At 76.1% G+C, this 19,010-nt stretch carries 18 protein-coding genes and 3 pseudogenes; 9 read left to right on the forward strand and 12 right to left on the reverse strand.

The window, feature by feature from the left end; all coding sequences use genetic code 11:
• A pseudogene (locus ACFY15_RS20610) lies at positions 1-427 on the reverse strand (Ig-like domain repeat protein); the annotation flags it as partial.
• 599 nt (positions 428-1,026) lie between these two features.
• Between ACFY15_RS20610 and ACFY15_RS20615 the strand changes: the two are divergent.
• The 5 genes and pseudogenes from ACFY15_RS20615 to ACFY15_RS20635 form a co-directional block, all read left to right on the forward strand.
• A pseudogene (locus tag ACFY15_RS20615) lies at positions 1,027-1,182 on the forward strand (transposase family protein); the annotation flags it as partial.
• Between the two features lie 201 nt (positions 1,183-1,383).
• Positions 1,384-2,058, forward strand: a complete 675-nt coding sequence (locus tag ACFY15_RS20620; protein ID WP_390688793.1) for an AIM24 family protein — start codon at positions 1,384-1,386, stop codon at positions 2,056-2,058.
• Positions 2,055-2,936, forward strand: a complete 882-nt coding sequence (locus ACFY15_RS20625; RefSeq protein WP_390825902.1) for an ATP-binding cassette domain-containing protein — start codon at positions 2,055-2,057, stop codon at positions 2,934-2,936. Before ACFY15_RS20620 ends, ACFY15_RS20625 begins: the two co-directional genes overlap by 4 nt.
• Positions 2,933-3,589: an ABC transporter gene (locus ACFY15_RS20630; RefSeq protein ID WP_390688792.1), complete on the forward strand. Its 657-nt coding sequence runs from the start codon at positions 2,933-2,935 to the stop codon at positions 3,587-3,589. The genes ACFY15_RS20625 and ACFY15_RS20630 overlap by 4 nt, the downstream gene beginning before the upstream one ends.
• Before the next feature lie 14 nt (positions 3,590-3,603).
• On the forward strand, positions 3,604-3,795 hold the full coding sequence (locus tag ACFY15_RS20635) for a hypothetical protein (protein WP_390688791.1): 192 nt from the start codon (positions 3,604-3,606) through the stop codon (positions 3,793-3,795).
• Between the two features lie 65 nt (positions 3,796-3,860).
• Here ACFY15_RS20635 and ACFY15_RS20640 read toward each other — a convergent pair whose 3' ends face one another.
• The 3 genes from ACFY15_RS20640 to zapE form a co-directional block, all read right to left on the reverse strand.
• Positions 3,861-4,760, reverse strand: a complete 900-nt coding sequence (locus ACFY15_RS20640; RefSeq protein WP_390688790.1) for a polysaccharide deacetylase family protein — start codon at positions 4,758-4,760, stop codon at positions 3,861-3,863.
• Between the two features lie 275 nt (positions 4,761-5,035).
• A complete protein-coding gene (locus ACFY15_RS20645) occupies positions 5,036-5,461 on the reverse strand; it encodes an OsmC family protein (RefSeq protein ID WP_390688789.1) in 426 nt (141 codons plus the stop codon).
• A 62-nt stretch (positions 5,462-5,523) separates the two neighbouring features.
• Entirely contained in the window at positions 5,524-6,630 is a 1,107-nt protein-coding gene (zapE, locus tag ACFY15_RS20650) for a cell division protein ZapE (protein WP_390688788.1), read from the reverse strand.
• 36 nt (positions 6,631-6,666) lie between these two features.
• On the opposite strand from zapE, the gene ACFY15_RS20655 reads away from it, so the two are divergent.
• The 4 genes from ACFY15_RS20655 (at position 6,667) to msrB (ending at position 9,972) form a co-directional block, all read left to right on the forward strand.
• Positions 6,667-7,449 (forward strand): pyrimidine reductase family protein, encoded by a 783-nt coding sequence (locus ACFY15_RS20655; protein WP_390688787.1) that lies wholly within the window; start codon positions 6,667-6,669, stop codon positions 7,447-7,449.
• 149 nt (positions 7,450-7,598) lie between these two features.
• On the forward strand, positions 7,599-8,066 hold the full coding sequence (locus ACFY15_RS20660) for an indole-3-glycerol phosphate synthase (RefSeq protein WP_390688786.1): 468 nt from the start codon (positions 7,599-7,601) through the stop codon (positions 8,064-8,066).
• An 88-nt stretch (positions 8,067-8,154) separates the two neighbouring features.
• On the forward strand, positions 8,155-9,549 hold the full coding sequence (gene murC, locus ACFY15_RS20665; protein WP_390688785.1) for a UDP-N-acetylmuramate--L-alanine ligase: 1,395 nt from the start codon (positions 8,155-8,157) through the stop codon (positions 9,547-9,549).
• A gap of 15 nt (positions 9,550-9,564) precedes the next feature.
• On the forward strand, positions 9,565-9,972 hold the full coding sequence (gene msrB / locus ACFY15_RS20670) for a peptide-methionine (R)-S-oxide reductase MsrB (RefSeq protein WP_390688784.1): 408 nt from the start codon (positions 9,565-9,567) through the stop codon (positions 9,970-9,972).
• Here msrB and ACFY15_RS20675 read toward each other — a convergent pair.
• The 8 genes and pseudogenes from ACFY15_RS20675 to ACFY15_RS20710 all read right to left on the reverse strand — a co-directional run.
• The gene (locus tag ACFY15_RS20675) at positions 9,953-10,867 is read right to left on the reverse strand and encodes an NAD-dependent epimerase/dehydratase family protein (protein ID WP_390825889.1); all 915 of its coding nucleotides are present in this window, start codon (positions 10,865-10,867) and stop codon (positions 9,953-9,955) included. The two genes, msrB and ACFY15_RS20675, sit on opposite strands and share 20 nt — an antisense overlap.
• A gap of 107 nt (positions 10,868-10,974) precedes the next feature.
• Complete coding sequence (locus tag ACFY15_RS20680; protein WP_390825890.1) at positions 10,975-12,150, reverse strand: cytochrome P450; 1,176 nt, start codon at positions 12,148-12,150, stop codon at positions 10,975-10,977.
• A complete protein-coding gene (locus tag ACFY15_RS20685; RefSeq protein WP_390825891.1) occupies positions 12,147-12,902 on the reverse strand; it encodes a glycosyltransferase family 2 protein in 756 nt (251 codons plus the stop codon). The genes ACFY15_RS20680 and ACFY15_RS20685 overlap by 4 nt, the downstream gene beginning before the upstream one ends.
• A complete protein-coding gene (locus tag ACFY15_RS20690; protein WP_390688779.1) occupies positions 12,899-14,383 on the reverse strand; it encodes an AMP-binding protein in 1,485 nt (494 codons plus the stop codon). Before ACFY15_RS20690 ends, ACFY15_RS20685 begins: the two co-directional genes overlap by 4 nt.
• Positions 14,383-15,132 (reverse strand): glycosyltransferase, encoded by a 750-nt coding sequence (locus ACFY15_RS20695; protein ID WP_390688778.1) that lies wholly within the window; start codon positions 15,130-15,132, stop codon positions 14,383-14,385. The genes ACFY15_RS20690 and ACFY15_RS20695 overlap by 1 nt, the downstream gene beginning before the upstream one ends.
• On the reverse strand, positions 15,129-16,151 hold the full coding sequence (locus ACFY15_RS20700) for a 3-oxoacyl-ACP synthase III family protein (RefSeq protein WP_390688777.1): 1,023 nt from the start codon (positions 16,149-16,151) through the stop codon (positions 15,129-15,131). Before ACFY15_RS20700 ends, ACFY15_RS20695 begins: the two co-directional genes overlap by 4 nt.
• 611 nt (positions 16,152-16,762) lie before the next feature.
• On the reverse strand, positions 16,763-18,127 hold the full coding sequence (locus ACFY15_RS20705; protein ID WP_390825892.1) for a GTPase-associated protein 1-related protein: 1,365 nt from the start codon (positions 18,125-18,127) through the stop codon (positions 16,763-16,765).
• 26 nt (positions 18,128-18,153) lie between these two features.
• Positions 18,154-18,753, reverse strand: a pseudogene (locus ACFY15_RS20710) (hypothetical protein); the annotation flags it as partial.
• Positions 18,754-19,010: the final 257 nt, after the last annotated feature.

Here is a 19,010-nt window from a genome sequence, read left to right on the forward strand (position 1 = left end):
TGACGGTGGCCTGGCCCGCTGCGGTGGTGACGCCGACTCCCAGGGAGCCGCTGGTGGTGGCGAACAGGACGGTCGCACCGGAGACGGGAACACCGTCACAGGTGACGGTGGCGGTGAGGGTCACCGGCTGGCCTGCGACCGGGTTGTCGGGCGTGGACGACAGGGTGACCACACAGTTCTGTGCGGCGGTAACGGTCACGGTCGCCGTCGCGGCGCCACTTGTGGCACCGGCAGCAACTACCGCGTCCGATGTCGTCGCTGTGAAAGTGACGCTCGCATTGCCGAGGGCGTCGGCGGTTGCCGTCTGCGGGGCCACCGCGTCGTAGGTGAAAGTGATCAATTCTCCCGGTGCGGCACCGGTGACGATAGCTGTGAAGGTCTGGCCCACCGTGACGGTTGCCGGGGTGAGAGTGAGAGCGAGTGCCATTCTGGACAGCCCCTTTCGAAGGCTCCGTGAAGGAGGTGGGGAGCTGCTGCGCCCAGAGGGACAGGGAGCCGTCCGAGCGCTCGCACCTGTCGGGGGTGCCCTGAAGAACACGGCGAAGTGGCGCCATCACGCCGGCAGCCGTCCACGGTCCCCGACAGGGATGGGCACCCCACGTCGTTAGCACCGATTGAAGGGAATGGCGGAACGCCATGCTATGGCTGACGGCCAGGTTAACCCGGATGGCGCAGCGTGCGTCGGCGGCGCGTACCGCCCCGTCCCCACTCCAGCCAGGCCCGCAGTGACCGGGCGCAGGACCTCCAGGACTTCGCGGTGCCGACACCCCGCTGACGGGGAGTTCGCGGAGCCGGGCGTTTCCCGCGACGGAGGGGCGGAGGCCGTCCTCGTCCTCGAACCGCAGGCCGTCATTGAGCTTCTTCGATGTGGCCACCGATCGGGTGACGGTCCGTGAAGCGCAACGAGCGAGGTCCCCGGGCTGTTGATCGAGATGTCTGACGTCTCAATCGCGTTGCTCGGGGGCCTCGTCGGTCATCCATCCTGCCGCACTCGACCTGCCGCATGCATCCGTGGAGTGGGTCACGATGCTGATCGTCACCCGTGAGGGCGACCGGCGCTGCAAGCTTTGTTCGTCCCGGCGAGCCATGGTGGCACTGGTGTACCTGCGCGAGCACATCACTCTGGCGGAGATCGCAGCCGGGTTCAGGATGAGCGAGTCCACCGCCCATGCCTACACCAGCGCACCGCCGCCACGGCGTGAACGTGCAGGTCCCCTCACGGATCAGGGGTTTGCGGTCCAGGCCCCAGGGCTCCCGTCCGTCCCGGGTGAAGCGCGTCGGCGACATGCCCGCACCGGAAGGATTGGGACACGCTCAAGTAGACTGAATAGAAAGATAGTTGCACTCTTTCTCAACCATCTTGAGAGACAAGGTTAAAGTGCATTGATAAGCGACCTTTTCGCCGGTGAGAACCTGGCCCAGCCCGCCGCCGTCCCCGGGATGACACTGCAGAACGCCAAATCCGTCAAGTACGCCGTCAACGGCGAGATGCTCGCCCGGCAGGGCTCCATGGTCGCCTTCCGCGGGAACCTCCAGTTCGAGCGCAAGGGCCAGGGCATCGGCGGGATGCTCAAGCGGGCCGTCACCGGCGAGGGCCTCGCGCTGATGTCCGTACGCGGGCAGGGCGAGGCCTGGTTCGCGCACCGGGCCGAGAACTGCTTCATCATCGACTTCGAGCCCGGGGACGCCTTCACCGTCAACGGGCGGAACGTCCTGTGCTTCGACCCGACGCTGTCCTACGAGATACGGATGGTCAAGGGCGCCGGGATGACCGGCGGCGGACTCTTCAACAGCCTCTTCACCGGCACCGGCAAGCTCGCCGTCGTCTGCGACGGCCACCCGATCATCATCCCGGTCACCGCGCAGTCCCCGGTGTACGTGGACACGGACGCGGTCGTCGGCTGGAGCGCCCAGCTGGAGACCGGGCTCCACCGCTCCCAGTCCATCGGCTCGATGATCCGCGGCGGCTCGGGCGAGGCCGTCCAGCTGATGCTGCGCGGCGAGGGCTTCGTCATCGTCCGGCCCAGCGAGGTCACCGAGACGGCGGCGGCGCACTGAATCTGACCGGAGTGGGCCGCCGCTACGGCCGGCGGCGGCCCTGGGTGCTGCGGGGGGTCGGGGCGGAGCTGGCGCCCGGCGCCCTCGTGCGGATCGAGGGCGGCAACGGCGGCGGCAAGTCCACCCTGTTGCGGCTCCTCGCCGGCATCGACGCCCCGACCGAGGGGCGGATCACCGGCCGGCCGCGCCGTACGGCGTACGTCCCCGAGCGCTTCCCCGCCGCCCTGCCCCTCACCGCCCTGGACTACCTGACCCACCTCGGCCGGATCCAGGGCCTCACCGGCGCGGGGGCGGCCCGGCGGGCGGCCGACCGGCTGGAGCGGTTCGGCGCCGCCGCGTACGCCCGCACCCCGATGGCCGAGCTGTCCAAGGGGACCAGCCAGAAGGTGGCCGTCGCCCAGGCCCTGCTCGCCGAGCCCGGGCTGCTCGTCCTCGACGAGGCCTGGACCGGCCTGGACCCCTCCGCACGAGCCGAGCTGGACCGCGCAGTCGCCGAACGCACCGCCGCCGGAGGGACGGTGGTCTTCGTCGACCACGACCCGGCGCGGCTCGCCGGCCTGCCCGACCGCCGCTACCGGCTGCGGGACGGGGCGTTGGAGAGCGTGGCCGCGGAGCCCGTGGCAGGGGCCGGCGCGGCGGCCGCCCGGGACGGGGCGCCGATTACGGGGAGCCCGGCGCCCCTCGTACGGACCGGGCCGACGGCGGTGCGGATCCACGCGTCCGGCCCGCCCGGCAGCGTCCCGCCGCCGGGGGCCGTACCCGCCCCCGGCGGCGGGATCCTCCTGACCGTCGGCGCCAACCGCTCCGACGCCGCGCTGCGCGAGCTGCTCACCGCCCGGCCGCCCTGGCACATCCGCGCCGTGGAGGAACTTCCGTGACCGCCCTGCTCCGCTACCAGGCCGCGCTGCTGCTGCGGTCCCAGCGCTGGCTCGCCCCCTTCGCGGTCTACGCCGTCTTCACCGGCATCGGCATCCAGCCGGGCGACCGCACCCTGGACTCCCTCGGCTACGCCGCGGCCGGGCTGGTCCCGTTGGCGGCCTGGCTGGTCCGGATCTGCGTCACCGCCGAGCCCCCGGCGGCCCGCGCCTGCGCCGCGGCCGCGGCCGGCCCGGCCCGGGTGCACGCGGCGGCCCTGCTGACCGGTCTGTGCGGGGCCCTGCTCACCGGGGTCCTCGCGGCGGCCTACACCCTGCTGGTGGGGAACCTGGCCGGGCACGCCCCCGGTGCGGCGGTCCTCGCCGGGGTGGTGGCGGTGGCGGTGTGCGCGCTGACGGGGGCCGCCGTGGGCGCGGTGTGCAGCCCGCCGCTGGTGCCGGGGCGCGGCCTCGGCGTCCTCGGGGCGGCCCTGGGCTGCCTGTCGGCCTGGGTCCTGCCCCTGTCACCGGCCCGCGGCACGGTGTCCGTGCTGGTCGGGGGCGCACGGGCGGGCGCGGCCGAGCCGGCCTTCGCGGCGGGCGCGTCGGCGGGGGCGCTGCTGCTGGCCGGGGCGGCGGGGGCGGCGGCATGTCTGGCGGGCACGCGCCGGGGCTGAGTAGGCTCGCCCGCATGGACCCGTTACAGGACGCCGCCCCCTCCGGTCCCGCCCCCGCCGCGCCCGCCGGGCGGCTGCCCGGGCCGCCCTACGCGGACTGTGTGGAGTGCGGCGGGCCCACCGACTACGGAGCGGCGACCCCGGGCGTGGTGCGGTGCCCGGTGTGCGAGTGGCAGGAGGCGCAGCGCTCGGCCTGCTCCGGCTGATCCCCGGCCCGTCGGCGGCGGTGACGGGGTCCCGGCGCCGACGGTCACGCCGGTGTGATGAAACGTTACTTCCCCATCAGCTCGGACACCTTGACGAAGCGGTACCCCCGCTTGCGCAGCTCCGGCACGATCTTCTCGATGGCCTGCTCGGTGACCGGCGCCGCGCTGTGGGTGCAGTGCATGACCACCACCGAGCCGGGCTTCACCCCGGCCAGCACCTGCTCGGCCACGGCGTCGGGGTCCTTGGCGAAGGCGTCCCCGCTGACCACGTCCCACTGCACGGCGGTCACCTTGGCGGGGGCCAGGGCGCGCAGCGCCTGGTCGTCGTAGCAGCCGCCGGGGAAGCGGAAGTAGGGCACGGTGTTGACCGCCCCGGCCTTCTTGAAGGCGGCGAAGGCCCGGTCCACGTCGGCCCGGGCGGCGGGCGCTTCGAGCGCGGGCAGCCCGTAGCAGGGGGACTTGAAGGCGTGGTGGCTGTAGGAGTGGTTGGCGATCTCGAAGTCCGGGTCGGTGCCGATGGCCTTCGCCTGGTCCGGGTACTCCTCCGCCCAGCGGCCCGTCATGAAGACGGTGGACGGCACCTTCAGCCGGCGCAGGGTGGCGATCAGCTCGGGGTTGTCGAAACGTTCCCCCGAGGCGGCGCGCGGACCCTGGTCGGAGGTCATGTCGGCGTCGAAGGTCAGGGCCACGGTCTTCTCGGTCCGCTGCCGGGCCCGTTCGAAGACCGGCGTCAGGCCGCCCGGCCCGGGCGCCAGGGTCGGGACCCGAGCGGGCGCGCCGGCCTGCGGCGAGGCGGAGGGGGCGGCGGATGCGGAGGGGGTGGACGCGGCGGCGGGGCCGGAGGCGGCGGGGGTGCCCATCCGGGCCTGGCCCGCGCCCTGGGGGGCGCCGGCGCCGCTCGCGCATCCGGTGAGGGCGGCGCCGAGCACGGCCGCAGCGGCCACTGTGCGTACAGAAAGGGTCACCCACGCAAAATATATGACTATCCGGCCATCAGTCGGGCACGGCACGCCTCCACGTCGAACGCGGCCGGCGGGTACTGCGGGTCCGTCTCCTCCAGGTGCTCCAGCGGCAGCCCGCTGTCCGCCCAGTTCCGGTGCCACTTGTGTCCTGGCCCCGGCGGCGCGTGCGCGCGCCCGCCTCCGTCACCCCGCCGGGACGCGTGAGCCGGGCCCCGGCACGGCTCCGGGCCCCGGCGCGGTGTGCGCGCGGGGCCCGGAGGCGGCGGTGCGGGAGGGGGTCAGACGAGCTCGGCGCTCAGGGTGATCGTCGTACCGGCCAGGGCCTGGCTGACCGGGCAGTTCTTCTTCGCGTCCTCGGCCGCGGCGGCGAAGCCCTCGGCGTCCAGGCCGGGGACCTCGGCGCGCACCGTCAGGTGGATGCCGGTGATGCCCTCACCCGGCTGGAACGTGACGTCGGCCTTGGTCTCCACCCGGGTGGGCGGGGTGCCCGCGCCGTCGAGGCCGTGCGAGAGCGCCATCGAGTAGCAGCTGGAGTGGGCGGCGGCGATCAGCTCCTCGGGGCTGGTCCTGCCGTTCGCGGCCTCGGCGCGCGAGGGCCAGGAGACCTCGAACGAGCCGCGGCCCGAGGAGTCGAGGGTGACGGTGCCGGCGCCCTTGAGCAGGTTGCCTTCCCACTCGGTGTGCGCGGTACGCGTGGTGGCCATGGCGGGTCCCTTCATGGAAGTGGAAACGGCCGGGCCGCGAAAGCGTCCCGGCCGTGCCCAACCTACTGGGACACCAGGGGTTTTGCGTCGCGGGCGAGCGCGGTGAGCCGCGATATGGCTCGGAAGTACTTCTTCCGATAACCGCCGTTGAGCATTTCTTCACTGAACAGCCTGTCGAAGGGCACCCCGGAGGCCAGCACCGGCACCTCGCGGTCGTACAGCCGGTCGGCCAGTACCACCAGGCGCAGCGCCGTCGACTGATCCGGCACGGGGACGACGTCGGTCAGGCAGACCGCGGCGACCCCGTCCGTGAGCGCGCCGTAGCGGCTCGGGTGCACCTTGGCCAGGTGCTCCAGCAGGCCCGGGAAGTCGTCGAGGCTCGCGCCGGGGTTCGCGTACGCGGCCTTGGTGACCTGCTCGTCCGAGAAGGGCGCCGGAGCCTCGGGCAGGCCGCGGTGGCGGTAGTCCTGGCCGTCGATGCGCAGCGGCCGGAAGTGCGCGGACAGCCCCTGGATCTCCCGCAGGAAGTCGGCGGCGGCGAAGCGGCCCTCACCGAGCTTGCCGGGCAGCGTGTTGGAGGTGGCGGCCAGCGCCACGCCCTGCTCGACCAGGCGGCTGAGCAGGGAGGACACGAGCACGGTGTCGCCCGGGTCGTCCAGCTCGAACTCGTCGATGCACAGCAGCCGGTGCCCGCCCAGGGTCTGCACGGTCTGCTGGAAGCCGAGCGCGCCGACCAGGTTGGTCAGCTCGACGAAGGTGCCGAAGGCCTTGAGCGCGGGCTCGGCCGGGGTGGCGTGCCAGAGGGAGGCCAGCAGGTGGGTCTTGCCGACGCCGTAGCCGCCGTCGAGGTAGACGCCGCGGGGGCCGGCGGCCGGGGCGGGCGCCTTCTTCTGGAACCACTTGCGCTTGCCGGCGCCGCTGGCGTGGGCCCCGCCGAGGCCGGCGCCGAAGCCGCTCAGCACGGTGACGGCCTCGCTCTGGCTCGGCTGGGCCGGGTCCGGGTCGTAGGTGTCGAAGCGCACCGAGTCGAAGCGCGGCGGCGGGACCATCTCGGCCACCAGCCGTTCGGCGGGCACGCGCGGCTCGCGGGCGCACAGAGCCAGCGGACCCGCGTCGGCTATCGGGGGCTGCCCGGAGGCAGGACCGGAGGTGGAGAGTGACGTTGACACAGCTCTTAACTCTACGGGGCGTGTCAGACTGCACCGATGCGACGCCTGTTCCCTGTGACCGATCAGACATCCGGCCCCTCCGGGGCCACGGCCGACCGCGCGTGGTCGCTGGACGAGCTGGCGGAGGCCTACGCCTACCCCGGCCTGGCCCCCGGTGCGCACTGGCTGCGGGCGAACATGGTGTCGACCCTGGACGGGGCCGCCCAGCACGACGGACGTTCGCAGCCCATCTCCGGCGAGACCGACATGCGGATCTTCGGCACCCTGCGGGCCCTGGCGGACGTGGTGATCGCCGGCGCGGAAACGGTTCGTCAGGAGGGCTACCGACCGGCCCGGGCCCGCGAGGCCTTCGCGGCCCGCCGCGAGGCCGCCGGCCAGGGCCCGGCCCCGGCCATCGCCGTGGTCAGTGCGAGTCTGGACCTCGACTTCACCCTCCCCCTGTTCACCTCCCCGCTGGTGCCCACCCTGCTGCTGACCGGCGCGGGCGCCCCGTCCGACCGGGTCGCCGCGGCCGCCGCGGCCGGGGTCGAGGTCGTGGTGGCGGGCGAGGGCGCCGGGGTGGACCCGGCGCGGGCCGTGCGCGAGCTGGCCGCGCGCGGGCTGCGGCGCCAGCTGACCGAGGGCGGACCCCGGCTGCTGGGCCAGTTCGTCGCCGCCGACGCGCTGGACGAGCTGTGCCTGACGATCTCCCCGACGCTCACCGCGGGCGGCGCCCAGCGGATCGCCGGCGGCCCCTCCGTCACGGTTCCGCACCGGCTCGCACCGGCCTCCGTGCTGGAAGAGGCCGGGTTCCTCTTCACGAGCTACCGTCGGATCTGACAAGGGAGCGGAATTTCGCGTTCCGCTTAGCTTCCGAAGGGTACGTAGCTGGGCACGTATACCTGCGCAGGCCCCGCGCCACAGCAGGGGCAGGATGGTTTCCGCAGGGGCCGGCCGACCGGCCTCGGCGCATGAAGGAGAGGGCGTCCGTGTTCACGAGCGTATTGATGATCGAGCAGCCGCTGACCACGGTGGACGTGGACTTCGTCACCACCCTGCACGGAGACGAGCCGGTCTCCTTCGTCGTCCTCATGCAACCCAGGGGTGACCGGGACCGACTGCTCCGCGCCATCGACGACGTAGCGCTCGGCGAACTCCCCGAAGCCCTCCACGAGGCCGACGAACCCGAGGGGGAGGCCGCCCGCGGCCCCGCCGCCCAGGCCCTCGCCCACTCGCTCGCCTCCCTGCGCAAGCACGGCGCCCAGGCCGTCGGCCAGATCGTCGAGGAACACCCCCTCGACAAGCTCAAGGACGTCGTGGACGAGGTGAACGCCGACGAGGTGATCGTCCTGACCGCCCCGCACTACGTCGAGGAGTTCTTCCACCGCGACTGGGCCTCCCGCGCGCGGCACAAGGTCGGGGTTCCGGTGCTCAAGCTCTTCGCCCACAACGAATAGGCTGGGGGCGACAGACCCCGCGGACCCCTCCCGCGGACCCCGCGGACGACGCCTGCGGGCCCCCGCACTCGATCCTGGAGCGACCTGAATGAAGCCCGGCCTGCCGACCGCGATGGAACGGCCCCACTTCATCGGCATCGGCGGCGCCGGCATGTCCGGCATCGCGAAGATCCTCGCCCGGCGCGGCGCGCAGGTGGCCGGCAGCGACGCCCGCGACTCCGAGACCGCCGAGGCGCTGCGCGCCCACGGCGCCACGGTGCACATCGGGCACGCCGCCGACCACCTCGCCCCCGGGTCCACCTGCGTGGTCGTCTCCAGCGCCATCCGCGCCGACAACCCGGAGCTGGCCCGCGCCGCCGAGCTCGGCATCCCCGTCATCCACCGCTCCGACGCGCTCGCCGGCCTGATGGACGGCCTGCGCCCGATCGCCGTCGCCGGCACCCACGGCAAGACCACCACCACCTCGATGCTGGCGGTCTCCCTCGCGGCGCTCGGCCTCGACCCCTCGTACGCCATCGGCGGCGACCTGGACGCCCCCGGCTCCAACGCCCACCACGGCGAGGGCGACATCTTCGTGGCCGAGGCCGACGAGAGCGACCGCAGCTTCCACAAGTACGCCCCGCAGGTCGCGATCATCCTCAACGCGGAGCTCGACCACCACGCGAACTACGCGTCGATGGACGAGATCTACGAGTCCTTCGAGACCTTCGTGGGCAAGGTCGTCCCCGGCGGCACCCTCGTGGTGGCCCACGGCCAGGACGGCGCCGCCGAGATCGCCCGCCGCGTCGCCGGCCGCGACGGCCTGGACGTCGTCACGTACGGCGAGGACGAGGACGCCGACGTCCGCATCACCAAGATCACCCCGCGCGGCCTGGCCAGCGAGGTCACCGTCCTCCTCGACGGCCGCCCGCTCACCTTCACCGTCTCCGTGCCCGGCCGCCACTACGCGCACAACGCCGTCGCGGCCCTCGCCGCGGGCGTCGCCCTCGGCATCCCCGCGCACAACCTGGCCTCCGCCCTCGGCAAGTACACCGGCGTCAAGCGCCGCCTCCAGCTCAAGGGCGAGGCGGCCGGGGTCCAGGTCATCGACTCCTACGCGCACCACCCGACCGAGATGACCGCCGACCTGGAGGCCATCCGCGGCGCCGCCGGCGACTCCCGCATCCTGGTCGTCTTCCAGCCGCACCTCTTCTCCCGCACCCAGGAGCTCGGCAAGGAGATGGGCCGGTCCCTCGCCCTCGCCGACGCCTCCGTGGTCCTCGACATCTACCCGGCCCGCGAGGACCCGGTCCCCGGTGTGACCAGCGAGATCATCATCTCCGCCGCCCGCGCCGCCGGGGCCGACGTCACCCCCGAGCACGACAAGGGCGCCGTCGCCGACGTGATCGCGGGAATGGCCAAGCCCGGCGATCTCGTTCTCACGATGGGCGCGGGCGACGTCACGGACCTGGGACCCCAGATCCTCGCCCGCCTGTCGAGCTGAGGGAGCGGGAGCGTCATGGCGTACGAGGTCCAGAAGACGGACGAGCAGTGGCAGGCGGAGCTGACCCCGTCCGAGTACCAGGTGCTCCGCCTCGCGGGCACCGAGCCGGCCTTCCGCGGTGAGTACACGGACACCAGGACGGAGGGCGTCTACTCCTGCCGGGGCTGCGGCGCCGAACTGTTCCGTTCCTCGGAGAAGTTCGAGTCCCACTGCGGCTGGCCGTCCTTCTTCGACCCGAAGGACAGCGAGGCGGTGGAACTGAGAGCGGACACCTCCCACGGAATGGTCCGCACGGAGGTCCTCTGCGCGACGTGCGGCTCCCACCTCGGCCACGTGTTCGAGGGCGAGGGCTACCCGACCCCCACGGACCAGCGCTACTGCATCAACAGCATCTCCCTGCGCCTCACCCCGACCGAGGGCTGAGGCCGGACCCCAGGTGGTCCTCCAGGGTCCGGTGCGGGGTCCAGCCCCGGGCTCGGGCCCTGGACAGGTCCAGCACCACCGGACGGGACAGCTGGTCCAGCGCGTAGCGGCTCAGGGCCGGTTCCCCGCCCGTCAGGCGGGCCGCCGCCTCCGCCGCCCGGGCCGCCGCCGCGGCCAGGGGCAGCGGGAGGTGGCGGATCCGGGCGGGGACGCCGTGGGCGCGCAGGACCGCCGCGACCGCCGCGTCCCGTCCGTACGGGGCCGCGTCCGCGATGTTGTACGCGCCCGGAGCCCAGGCCGCGGCCGCCAGGCAGGCGTCCGCCAGGTTCTCCACCGCCGTCAGGCTGAGGCGGACGTCCGGGCCCGGCAGCAGGAGCGTGCCGGCGCGGACCCGGGACAGCAGGCGCGGCAGGAGCTGCGTGTCCCCCGGGCCGTAGACCGCCCTCGGGCGCAGGACCACCGCGCCCGCCGCCAGCGCCAGGGCCTCGCCCCGCGCCTTCGTACGGCCGTAGGCGTTGAGGTGGTTCCCGCGCGGATGGTCCTCCGTCACGCGGGAGCGGTCGCGCAGCGGGTCGTAGACGCTCGCGCTCCCCACCCACACCACCGGCCGGCCCGCCGCGGCCCGCAGCAGCCGCGCCGTGCCGTCCACGTTGACGGCGCGCATCACCGCCTCCGCCCGCGAGCCCGGCGCCGGATCGCCCACCGCCGCCGCGCAGTGCACCACCACGTCCACCCCCGACAGGTCCGGCTCGGCCGACGCCGCGTCCCAGAACCGCTGCTCTCCCAGCGGCCCCGGCCTGCGCCCCAGGCACACCACCGACGAGCCCGCCGCGGCGGCCGCCCGGGCGACATGGCCCCCGCAGAATCCGCTCGCACCCGTCACCGCGATCCTCATCCGCCGGTTCCTCCCGTCGTCCTGTTTCCGGTGCCGGCCGTCCGTCGGGAGGCCGGATGCGCCGGCGGTGTGGGGGCGGGAGCCGCCGGCCTCCTGGAGCGCCGTCCTCATGCGCCGGCCCCCGCCGGCCGCCCGCGTCCCCGCGGGCGGGTGCCCGGGCGGCCGGCGGGGGTGGTGGGGGCTGCGCGGGAGCCACTCGCGCCCGCCCTCACCGTCAGCTCGTGCCAGCCCGGCAGGGCCGCACGCCGGTCCGCCCGGGCGTGCGTCACCACCGGCCGGTACGGGGCCAGGGCCTCCAGGACGTCGGCCAGCTGGACGGTCGCCAGCCGGGCGCCCGGGCAGCCGTGCGGGCCCGCCCCGAACACCAGCCGCGCCGCCCCCGGCCCGGCCGGGGTCCGGCCGTCCGGGTCGCGCCGGTGCGCCCCCGCCGCGTGCCGGGCCACCAGCAGCAGCCGGTCCCCGCCGCGCACCGGGCAGCCCCCGATCACCCCGTCCGCCGCAGCCACCCGGGGCAGCACCGGCGAGGCCGCCGTCACCCGCAGCAGCTCCTCCGCCAGCCGCGGCCGCAGCTCCGCGTCCGCGGCCTGCTCCCACAGCCCGGCGTCCGCGCACCACGCCACCGCCCGCGGCAGCGCCGCCACCGTGGTGTTCACCGCCGCCACCGCGAGCATCGCGGACAGCGGGTCCGCGTCCCCCAGCAGCACCTGGAGGCGCTCCGCCGCCCGCGCCGCCTCCGCCGCCGCGCCCGGCCTCGGCAGGCCCGGCAGGTGGTCCCGTACCGAGGCCGCCGCGGCCCCGGCGGCCGCCCGCGCCAGCTCCCGCGGGTCGGCGGAGCAGTCCAGCAGGGCGCACACCACCGACCCGGCCAGTTCCCGCGCCAGCGCCACCACGTCCACCTCCCCGCCCCGCTCCAGCGGCGCCGGCCCCCGTACCAGCAGCGGCCGCCACACCTCCCGCAGCCGCTCCACCCCGGCGGCGCCCAGCCCCTCGGCCACGCCGCGCCGGCCGGTCCGGTGCCCGCCGCCCTCCTGGTCGAACAGCACGCCCCCGGCGCCGCGCAGCGCCTCCCGGGCGGCCCCGCCCGTCGTCCCCGCCGCCGTGCGGTCCAGCGGCAGCCGGGTCAGCGCCTGCCGGTACGCCTCCGCGTCGTGCACCAGCACGGTCCCGCCGAGCCGCCGCACACCGCGCCCGCGCGTCGCGGCCAGCAGCCCGAAGAGGAGGGGATGGCTGCGCAGGTACACCCGGCGGTCCCGCCTGCGGGCCCGGGTGTGGGGAGTGGTCATCGGACGTGGACCTCCTTCGTGTCGACGGGCCGGTAGCGCCGGTCCCAGTACCAGAGCAGGGTGCGCCGCGCACCCCAGGAGCGAAGCCGCCGCAGGCTGTTCTCCACCACCAGCCGCTCGCAGCGCACGATCCGCGCGCTGTGCTCCCGCGCACGGTTGAGCAGGGTGACGTCCTCCGAGCCCTCCTCCAGCCGCTCGCGCGGCGCCCCGCCGCAGCGCAGGTACAGCTCCGCCGTGATGCCGAGGTTGTGGCCGTGGCACAGCACGTACGGGGCCCGGAAGCGCGCGTCGCGGTGCGCGGCCCGCCACCGCCCGTACAGCGCGGTCAGCCGCACCAGCGCCGGCAGCAGCCGGGCCTCGGCGAACGTCGGCCGCTCGTCCCGGCGCGGCACGCTCCGCCCGCACAGCATCTGCGCCCCCCGCCCGAACTTCGCCCGGGCGACGGCCGTCCAGTCCCGGGCGGGCAGGCAGTCCGCGTCGGTGCGCAGCAACAGGCGCGCCCCGCCGCGCACCGCGTGCCGGAACCCGGTGTCGGCCGCCGTCCCCGCCCCCGGCTCGGGTTCGTGGACCAGCTCGACGGGGAACGGCGCCGAGCGCGCGAACTCCCGTACGATCCGGGCCGTGCCGTCCGTCGAGGCGTTGTCGACGACCACCAGCCGGAAGCCGGTGTCCTCCTGCGCGGCCAGCGCCGCCAGGGTCGCCCCGATCGACCGCGCCTCGTCGTACGCCGGGACCACCACCCACAGGCTCATCCCGCGCCCCTTCCCAGCCGGGCCGCCGCCAGCGCCGACACCGCCGCCCGGTCCGGTTTGCGCGAGCGCCCCGAGAGCGGGATGTCCGCGAACAGCAGGGCGTCCGGCCGGGCCGCGCCCATCGCCCGCAGCGGTTCCGACAGGGCCGCGCGCAGGGCCGGTTCGGGCACCCCGCGCTGCGGCTGCACCACCGCGACGAGCCGCTCGTCCCCGTCGCCCGCCGGCACCCCGACGAGCACGCCCAGCTCCACGCCCGGCACGTGCAGGCCCGGCTCGTACAGCCCGGGGTAGATGTTCTCGGCCCGCCGCAGCACCATGTCCTTGCAGCGGCCCTCCAGCACGATCCGCCCCGCACTGTCGCGCCGTGCCCGGTCTCCCGTCCGCACCCACGGGTCGGGTTCCTCGCCCAGGTAGCGGTCCCTGGCCGCGGGCCCGGCCAGCAGCAGCTGCCCCCGTGCGTCCACGGCCGTGCGCACCCCGGGCAGCGGGGCGCCCACCAGGTCACCGGCGCCGTCGAAGGCGGCCTTCTCCCGGGACTCCACCGCGGCCGCCGGGAACAGCTCGGTCAGTGCGTACACCCCCCATGCCTGCTCCGCCCCCGCCTCCCGCACCCGCCCCAGCAGGGCCGCGCTCGCCGGAGCCGAACCCGTCCACACCCGGCCCCCGAACCGGGCTCCCGCGCCGAGCGCGTCCCGCAGCTGCGGCGGCGTCAGGTACGTGTCCCGGGGCCGCAGCCGCGCCAGCTGCCGGGCCAGCACGGCGGGGGAGCGGGCCGGCAGCGCGACCGGCGCCCCGTGCGCCAGCGAGGGCACCAGGACGAAGAAGGTCCCGCCCAGCACCGGTTCCCCCGGGGAGCCCCCGGCCTCGAACAGCCCGGACACCGTCTCCATCCCGGCGGCCAGTCCGGCCCGGGTGTGCACCACCGCGCGCGGCCGGGAGGTGGTCCCGGAGGTGAACACCACCACCGCGTCCCCGTCGCCCCCGTACCCGGCCGGCACCCCCGCCCGGGGTGCCCCGAGGTCCAGCGCGGGCGCGCAGCCCGGCAGCCGGGGCCCGACCGTGGCCACCGGCCCCAGCGCGGCCAGCTCCGGCAGTTCCAGCCGGGCCCGCCGGGCCAGCGGCGCCGCCCACCCCGCCACCGCCTGCGCCGCCGCGTCCGCCAGCACCAGCGCCGGCCGGGCCAGTGCCAGCCGGGCCCGCAGCACCTGAGCCCCGGCACCGGGGTCCAGCACCGCCCCGCGCAGCCCCAGCCGCCACAGCGCCAGCAGCACCGCCAGCGCGCGCGGCCCCGGCCGTACGGCGACCCCGACGGTGTCCCCGGCCTGCAGCCCGCGCGCGTGCAGCGCGGCGGCGAACGCGTCGGCCAGATCGGCGAGTTCACCCCGGGTGGCCCGCACCCGGGTGGCGCCGCCGAGGGCGGCGCTGAGCACGGCGGGCCGCTCGGGCCGGGAGCGCAGCGCGTGATCCAGTCGGTCCAGCATCAGCGGGGGTCGTCCGTTCCGTGCGTGCCGCTCCCCTGGTCCAGGTACCAGCGGGCGGTCCCGGCGAGCCCGTAGGCGCGCAGCCGGCGGGTGGAGTTCTCCACGACCATGCCCCGGCAGCGGGAGATCCGGTCGGTGTGGCGGCGGACCGCGTTCAGGAACAGCCGGTCCGTGGGCGAGGGGCGCCTCGGCATCCCGCCCACCGCCAGGTACAGCTCCGCGGTGATCGCCATGTTGTTCCCCGCGTGCATCCGGTACGGAGCCCGGTAGCCGTGCCGGCGCGCGTGCCGCGGCCGCAGCCGCCCGAACAGCGCGGCCAGCCCCACCAGTCCGGCGAACCCGGCCCGGCCCAGCGGCCCGTGCTCGTCGCGCCGCGCCGTGATCCGCCCGCACACCAGCCCCGGCCGCTCCAGCAGCGCGGCCCGCGCCGCACCCGCCCAGCCGGGCCCGGGAAGACAGTCGGCGTCCGTCCGGGCCAGCAGGGTCGCGCCCCGCGCGATCGCGTACCGGAATCCGGTGTCCACCGCCGATCCGACCCCCTTCTCCGGCTCCTCGACCACCTCCACCGGGAACGGAGCTTCCGCCGCGAACTCCCGTGCGATGGCGCCCGTCCCGTCCGTCGAGGCGTTGTCGACGACCAGCAGGGTGAAGTCCCGGTCCCGTTGCGCGGCCAGCGCCCGCAGCGTTCCCCCGATCCGGGCCGCCTCCTCGTGCGCGGGCACCACCACCCACATCCGCGCGCCGCTCACGACTTCTCCCAGACCATCGTCATGATGCTGATCCCGCCGCCCAGCCCGACGAACAGCACCCGCTCGCCGGACTCCAGCCCGCCGAACACCCGGTCCAGCTGCACCCCGATGCTCGCGCTCGCCACGTTGCCCAGCTCGGGCACCGTGACCACCAGCTTCCGAGCCGGCACCCCGGTCAGCTCCGCGAACCGCTCCAGGTACGGCACTGTCACCTGGTGCACCAGCACCTTCGCGAACCCGTCCCAGCCCGTGCCCGCGCGGTGCAGCGTCCGGTCGACGACCGCCGTGCCCGCCTTCTCGAAGACCCCGCGCAGTTCGTGCCCGTCGCCCTGGAAGTAGGTGTACGCGTCCCCGCGCGGGTGCCGCGACCCGCCGCCCGGGATGCCGCCGACCTCCCAGTGCTCCGAATGCGTCTCGCTGTCCACGTCCAGGATCCCGCCGCGCTCCACCGCCTCGACGACCACGGCCGCCCCGGCGTCGCCGAAGGTGTAGCCGGCGAAACCGCGGCGGAACTCCGCGAAGTCGGCCGGGTCCTTGCGCACCGCCCGGCTCGGGGTCTCCCCGGTGACCACGAGCGCCCGCCGGGACCGGCCGGCGAGGACCATGCTCCGGGCGAGGTCGATGCCGTTGACGAAGCTGTTGCAGGCGTTGGTGACATCGACGGCGTGCGCCCGCGAACCGAGTTCCGCCTGCACGATGTGCGCGGTGGCGGGCTCGACCACGTCCCGCGAGGCGGAGGCGAACACCAGCAGGTCGATGTCGAGCGGGTCCAGCCCGGCGGAGTCCAGCGCCCGGCGGGCCGCGCCCGCCGCCAGCGTCGAGGCGTACACCCCCTCGGCCGCGACCCGCCGCGAGACGATCCCCGTGGCCTGCGTCAGGATCCGGGCGGGCAGCGCGATGCCGCTGCGGCGGGTGACCTCCCGCTGGAGGTCGTCGGAGGACAGCGCGTTCTCGGGCAGCAGGCTGCCGACGGCGGTGATGCCGACGCGCGGCCGCGGATCACAAGGCTGTATGGGCATGCGTCCACGATGGCAACGCGGGGGGCGGCCGGGCCTGAGTACGGGTGCTCAGATCCGTTGCGGGGGTGCTGAGTAGGGGATCGGTACGACGGCTCAGGTACAGGGCGGCCGTCCGTCCCCCGGCGGGCCGCCGGGCCGCCGGGCAGCGGGGCCGGCGGCGGGGGCGGGGTGCGGCTGCGCGGAGGGGATCCCCCACCCACCCTTCCACCGCTCGCCGGGGGCTCCGCCCCCCGGACCCCGCGCCTGGCGCCTCGTGCCCCGGACCGCGTGCCCCGGGCCTCGGACGGCGTGCCCCGGGCCTCGCGCCCCGTGTCGCATGCCCCGGGCCCCGGGCCTCGCGCCCCGTGTCGCGTGCTCGGGCCTCGGACCTCGGGCCTCGTGTCTCGGGCCCCGTGTCTCGGGCCCCGGACCGCGTGCCCCGGACCGCGTGCCCCGGGCCTCGGACCGCGTGCCCCGGGCCTCGCGCCCCGGGCCCTGTGCCTCGGACCTGGCGCCCCGGACCTCGGGCCCCGGACGCCGGCGGGGCGGTCCCGCCCGTCGTCCGAGCCGGGCGTCGGCCGCCGGCCGGCAGCCGGCCGGCAGCCGGGCGCGGCGAGCAGGCCGGCGCCGGGTCAGTCCGCCGCCGCAGGCGGCTCCCCGCGGCCCCCTGGGCCGGTGAGACGCCCGCGCAGGCGAGCGAGGCGACCGCGGCGGGGCCGGTCGTGGGGGGCCTGCGGCGGCGGCTCGGTTCCGGGGGCGACGCCGGAGGCCTCCGGGAGCCGCACGGCGGCCCGGGCCGCGTCCCGCGTCGGCCGCCCGGTGCGGCTCGTGTCCTCCGTCGGCCGCCCGGTCCGGGCGGGGTCTTCCGACGACGGTCCGGCGTGGTCCGCCTCCTGCGACAGCCACGCGGGGAGCTCCTGCCGCGCCCCCGCCGACGGCGTTTCCGCGCGCTCCAGGAGACGCTCCCGGAGCTCCGCCGGCAGCTCCTCCCCGAAGTGGCGCAGGACCTCCGCCGCCAGTTCCGGGGCCTCCGGGTCCGCGGCCGGGGCCTCGGCGGCCGTACGGGCCAGGAGTTCCCAGGTGCCCGCCCGGCGGTGGACCGGGGCGCCCGTCGTGGCCAGGAGGAGGCGGGCCTCCACCGGGCTCGGCACGCCCTCGTCCCACACCAGCCGCATCCCCGTCCGCAGGGCCAGCGGCTCCGCGTACGGGGAGACCCCGGCCTCCCGCAGGAGGGCGTCCAGCGCCACCACCCGGTCGCCCGCGGGCCGCCCCAGGGCGCACATCCGCAGGTGCGGCAGCGCCTCCGCCGCCCCCAGTCGCAGCGCGGTCCGCGCGAACAGCCGCTCCCCGGCGGGCGGATCGCCCGCCGCGAGGGAGTCCAGGCGGTCGAGCACGAGGGCCCGCAGCGCCGGCAGCTCGGCCAGCGCCGCGCGCACCTCCTCCCCGCACGCCCCCTCCGGATCCGTGAACAGGCCCCACGCCAGCTTCCGCGCCGCCTGGGGGAGCAGCCCGGCGGTGTCCGCGCCGAGGGCGGTGGCGGACACCAGCAGCAGCGCCGGCGCCGCCGGTTCGGCCTCCGGGTCGGCCAGGGCCGCCCGCAGTTCCGGTTCCAGCTCCGCCGCGAGCCCGTCCCGCGCCCCCGTGTCCAACGAGGCCAGCAGCCGCTCCGACGCCGCCGCCTCCGCCGCCCCACGCGGCTCCCCGCCCGGCCGCAGCAGCACTCCGGCGAGCGCGCGCAGCGGTACGCCGTCCAGCGCGTCCCCGTGCCCGGTGGCCCACTCGGCCGCCGCCGCCCGGGCGGCCGAGCCCAGCGGGACCCCGGCGGCCAGCGCGAGCGCGGCCAGCGGGCCCGCCGCATACGGCTCCCCGGGCAGCCGGCGCACCTGCGCGAACAGCTCCGCCCGCCCGGCCGACCACACCGCGGCGGCCGTCCGCGCCCACAGCGCCGCCGGGCCCCGGGGTACCTCCGGGGCCGGACCGCGCCCGGCCTCGTACACCCGGTGGCGCCGGCCACCGCGCCGGCGTCCCGGGGCAGGACGCCGACCAGCTGCTGCGGGGCGTCCAGCGGGTGCCGCGCGGACGTGGTGAAGCTCAGCCGCCGGCCGCGCGCGTGCGGCAGCACCCCGCACGCCAGCATGACCCACCGGGCCACGTCCGCGCCGTCCGCCTCCACCAGGACGATCCGCGGCGCACCGGGCTCCTCGGCGGCCCGGCGCACGTCGTCGAAGAACGCGGCGAGCCACGGCCCCCGGGCGGCGACGAACCCCGCCATCGCGGCCCGGTCGTAGGGCCCCGGCGCGGGTATCCGGTCGAGCGCCGGCGGCGGCCCGTCCTGCGGGGTCCGCTCCCGCCACTGCGCCGAACCCCAGGCGGTGATCGGCAGGGCGCCCCCGGCCTCCTCGGGCAGGTGCACGGCGTGCGCGTGGAACCCGGACGCGGTGCGGACCGCGCGGGCCAGCAGCCGGCCGCCGTCCGGGAGCAGGCTCAGGCTCAGCACCCCGGGACCCGGCGGTGGCCCGTCCGCGAGGAGCGGCTCCGCCGCGCGCAGCAGCGCCTCGGACACCCCGGGCGTCACCGCGGCGAAACCGGGCCCGCCGTCGTAGTGGAGCTGCGGAAGGCTCACGCGTCCCCCTCCGACCCGGCCGCACCCGTCACTGACGTGCCGTCAGGGTCTGTTGCGCAGAGCCCTCTTGCCCGTACCGTCATTCCCCGCACCGTGTCCCGAACCGCTTCCCGACCCGTTCCGCCGCCCCGGCGCACGGCATACCCGGCCCCGTTCCCCGCCATGCCCCGCGCCCCCCGTGCTGTGTGTGGGAGGTCATTCCACCAGATGTGCGAGCAGTTCGGGAGTTCCGCCCCGGCGGCTTCCGTTCGCCCGCT

Source organism: Streptomyces sp. NPDC001373 (genome assembly GCF_042895815.1).
Lineage (GTDB): Bacteria > Actinomycetota > Actinomycetes > Streptomycetales > Streptomycetaceae > Streptomyces.

What these genes read in the sequence shown, in the direction of transcription:
- ACFY15_RS20685 (WP_390825891.1), bottom strand. Translation starts at nt 12,902, where the DNA reads ATGAGCCTGTGGGTGGTGGTCCCGGCGTACGACGAGGCGCGGTCGATC.
- ACFY15_RS20690 (WP_390688779.1), bottom strand. Translation starts at nt 14,383, where the DNA reads ATGCTGGACCGACTGGATCACGCGCTGCGCTCCCGGCCCGAGCGGCCC.
- ACFY15_RS20635 (WP_390688791.1), top strand. Translation starts at nt 3,604, where the DNA reads ATGGACCCGTTACAGGACGCCGCCCCCTCCGGTCCCGCCCCCGCCGCG.
- ACFY15_RS20700 (WP_390688777.1), bottom strand. Translation starts at nt 16,151, where the DNA reads ATGCCCATACAGCCTTGTGATCCGCGGCCGCGCGTCGGCATCACCGCC.
- ACFY15_RS20645 (WP_390688789.1), bottom strand. Translation starts at nt 5,461, where the DNA reads ATGGCCACCACGCGTACCGCGCACACCGAGTGGGAAGGCAACCTGCTC.
- ACFY15_RS20680 (WP_390825890.1), bottom strand. Translation starts at nt 12,150, where the DNA reads ATGACCACTCCCCACACCCGGGCCCGCAGGCGGGACCGCCGGGTGTAC.
- ACFY15_RS20655 (WP_390688787.1), top strand. Translation starts at nt 6,667, where the DNA reads ATGCGACGCCTGTTCCCTGTGACCGATCAGACATCCGGCCCCTCCGGG.
- ACFY15_RS20675 (WP_390825889.1), bottom strand. Translation starts at nt 10,867, where the DNA reads ATGAGGATCGCGGTGACGGGTGCGAGCGGATTCTGCGGGGGCCATGTC.
- msrB (WP_390688784.1), top strand. Translation starts at nt 9,565, where the DNA reads ATGGCGTACGAGGTCCAGAAGACGGACGAGCAGTGGCAGGCGGAGCTG.
- murC (WP_390688785.1), top strand. Translation starts at nt 8,155, where the DNA reads ATGAAGCCCGGCCTGCCGACCGCGATGGAACGGCCCCACTTCATCGGC.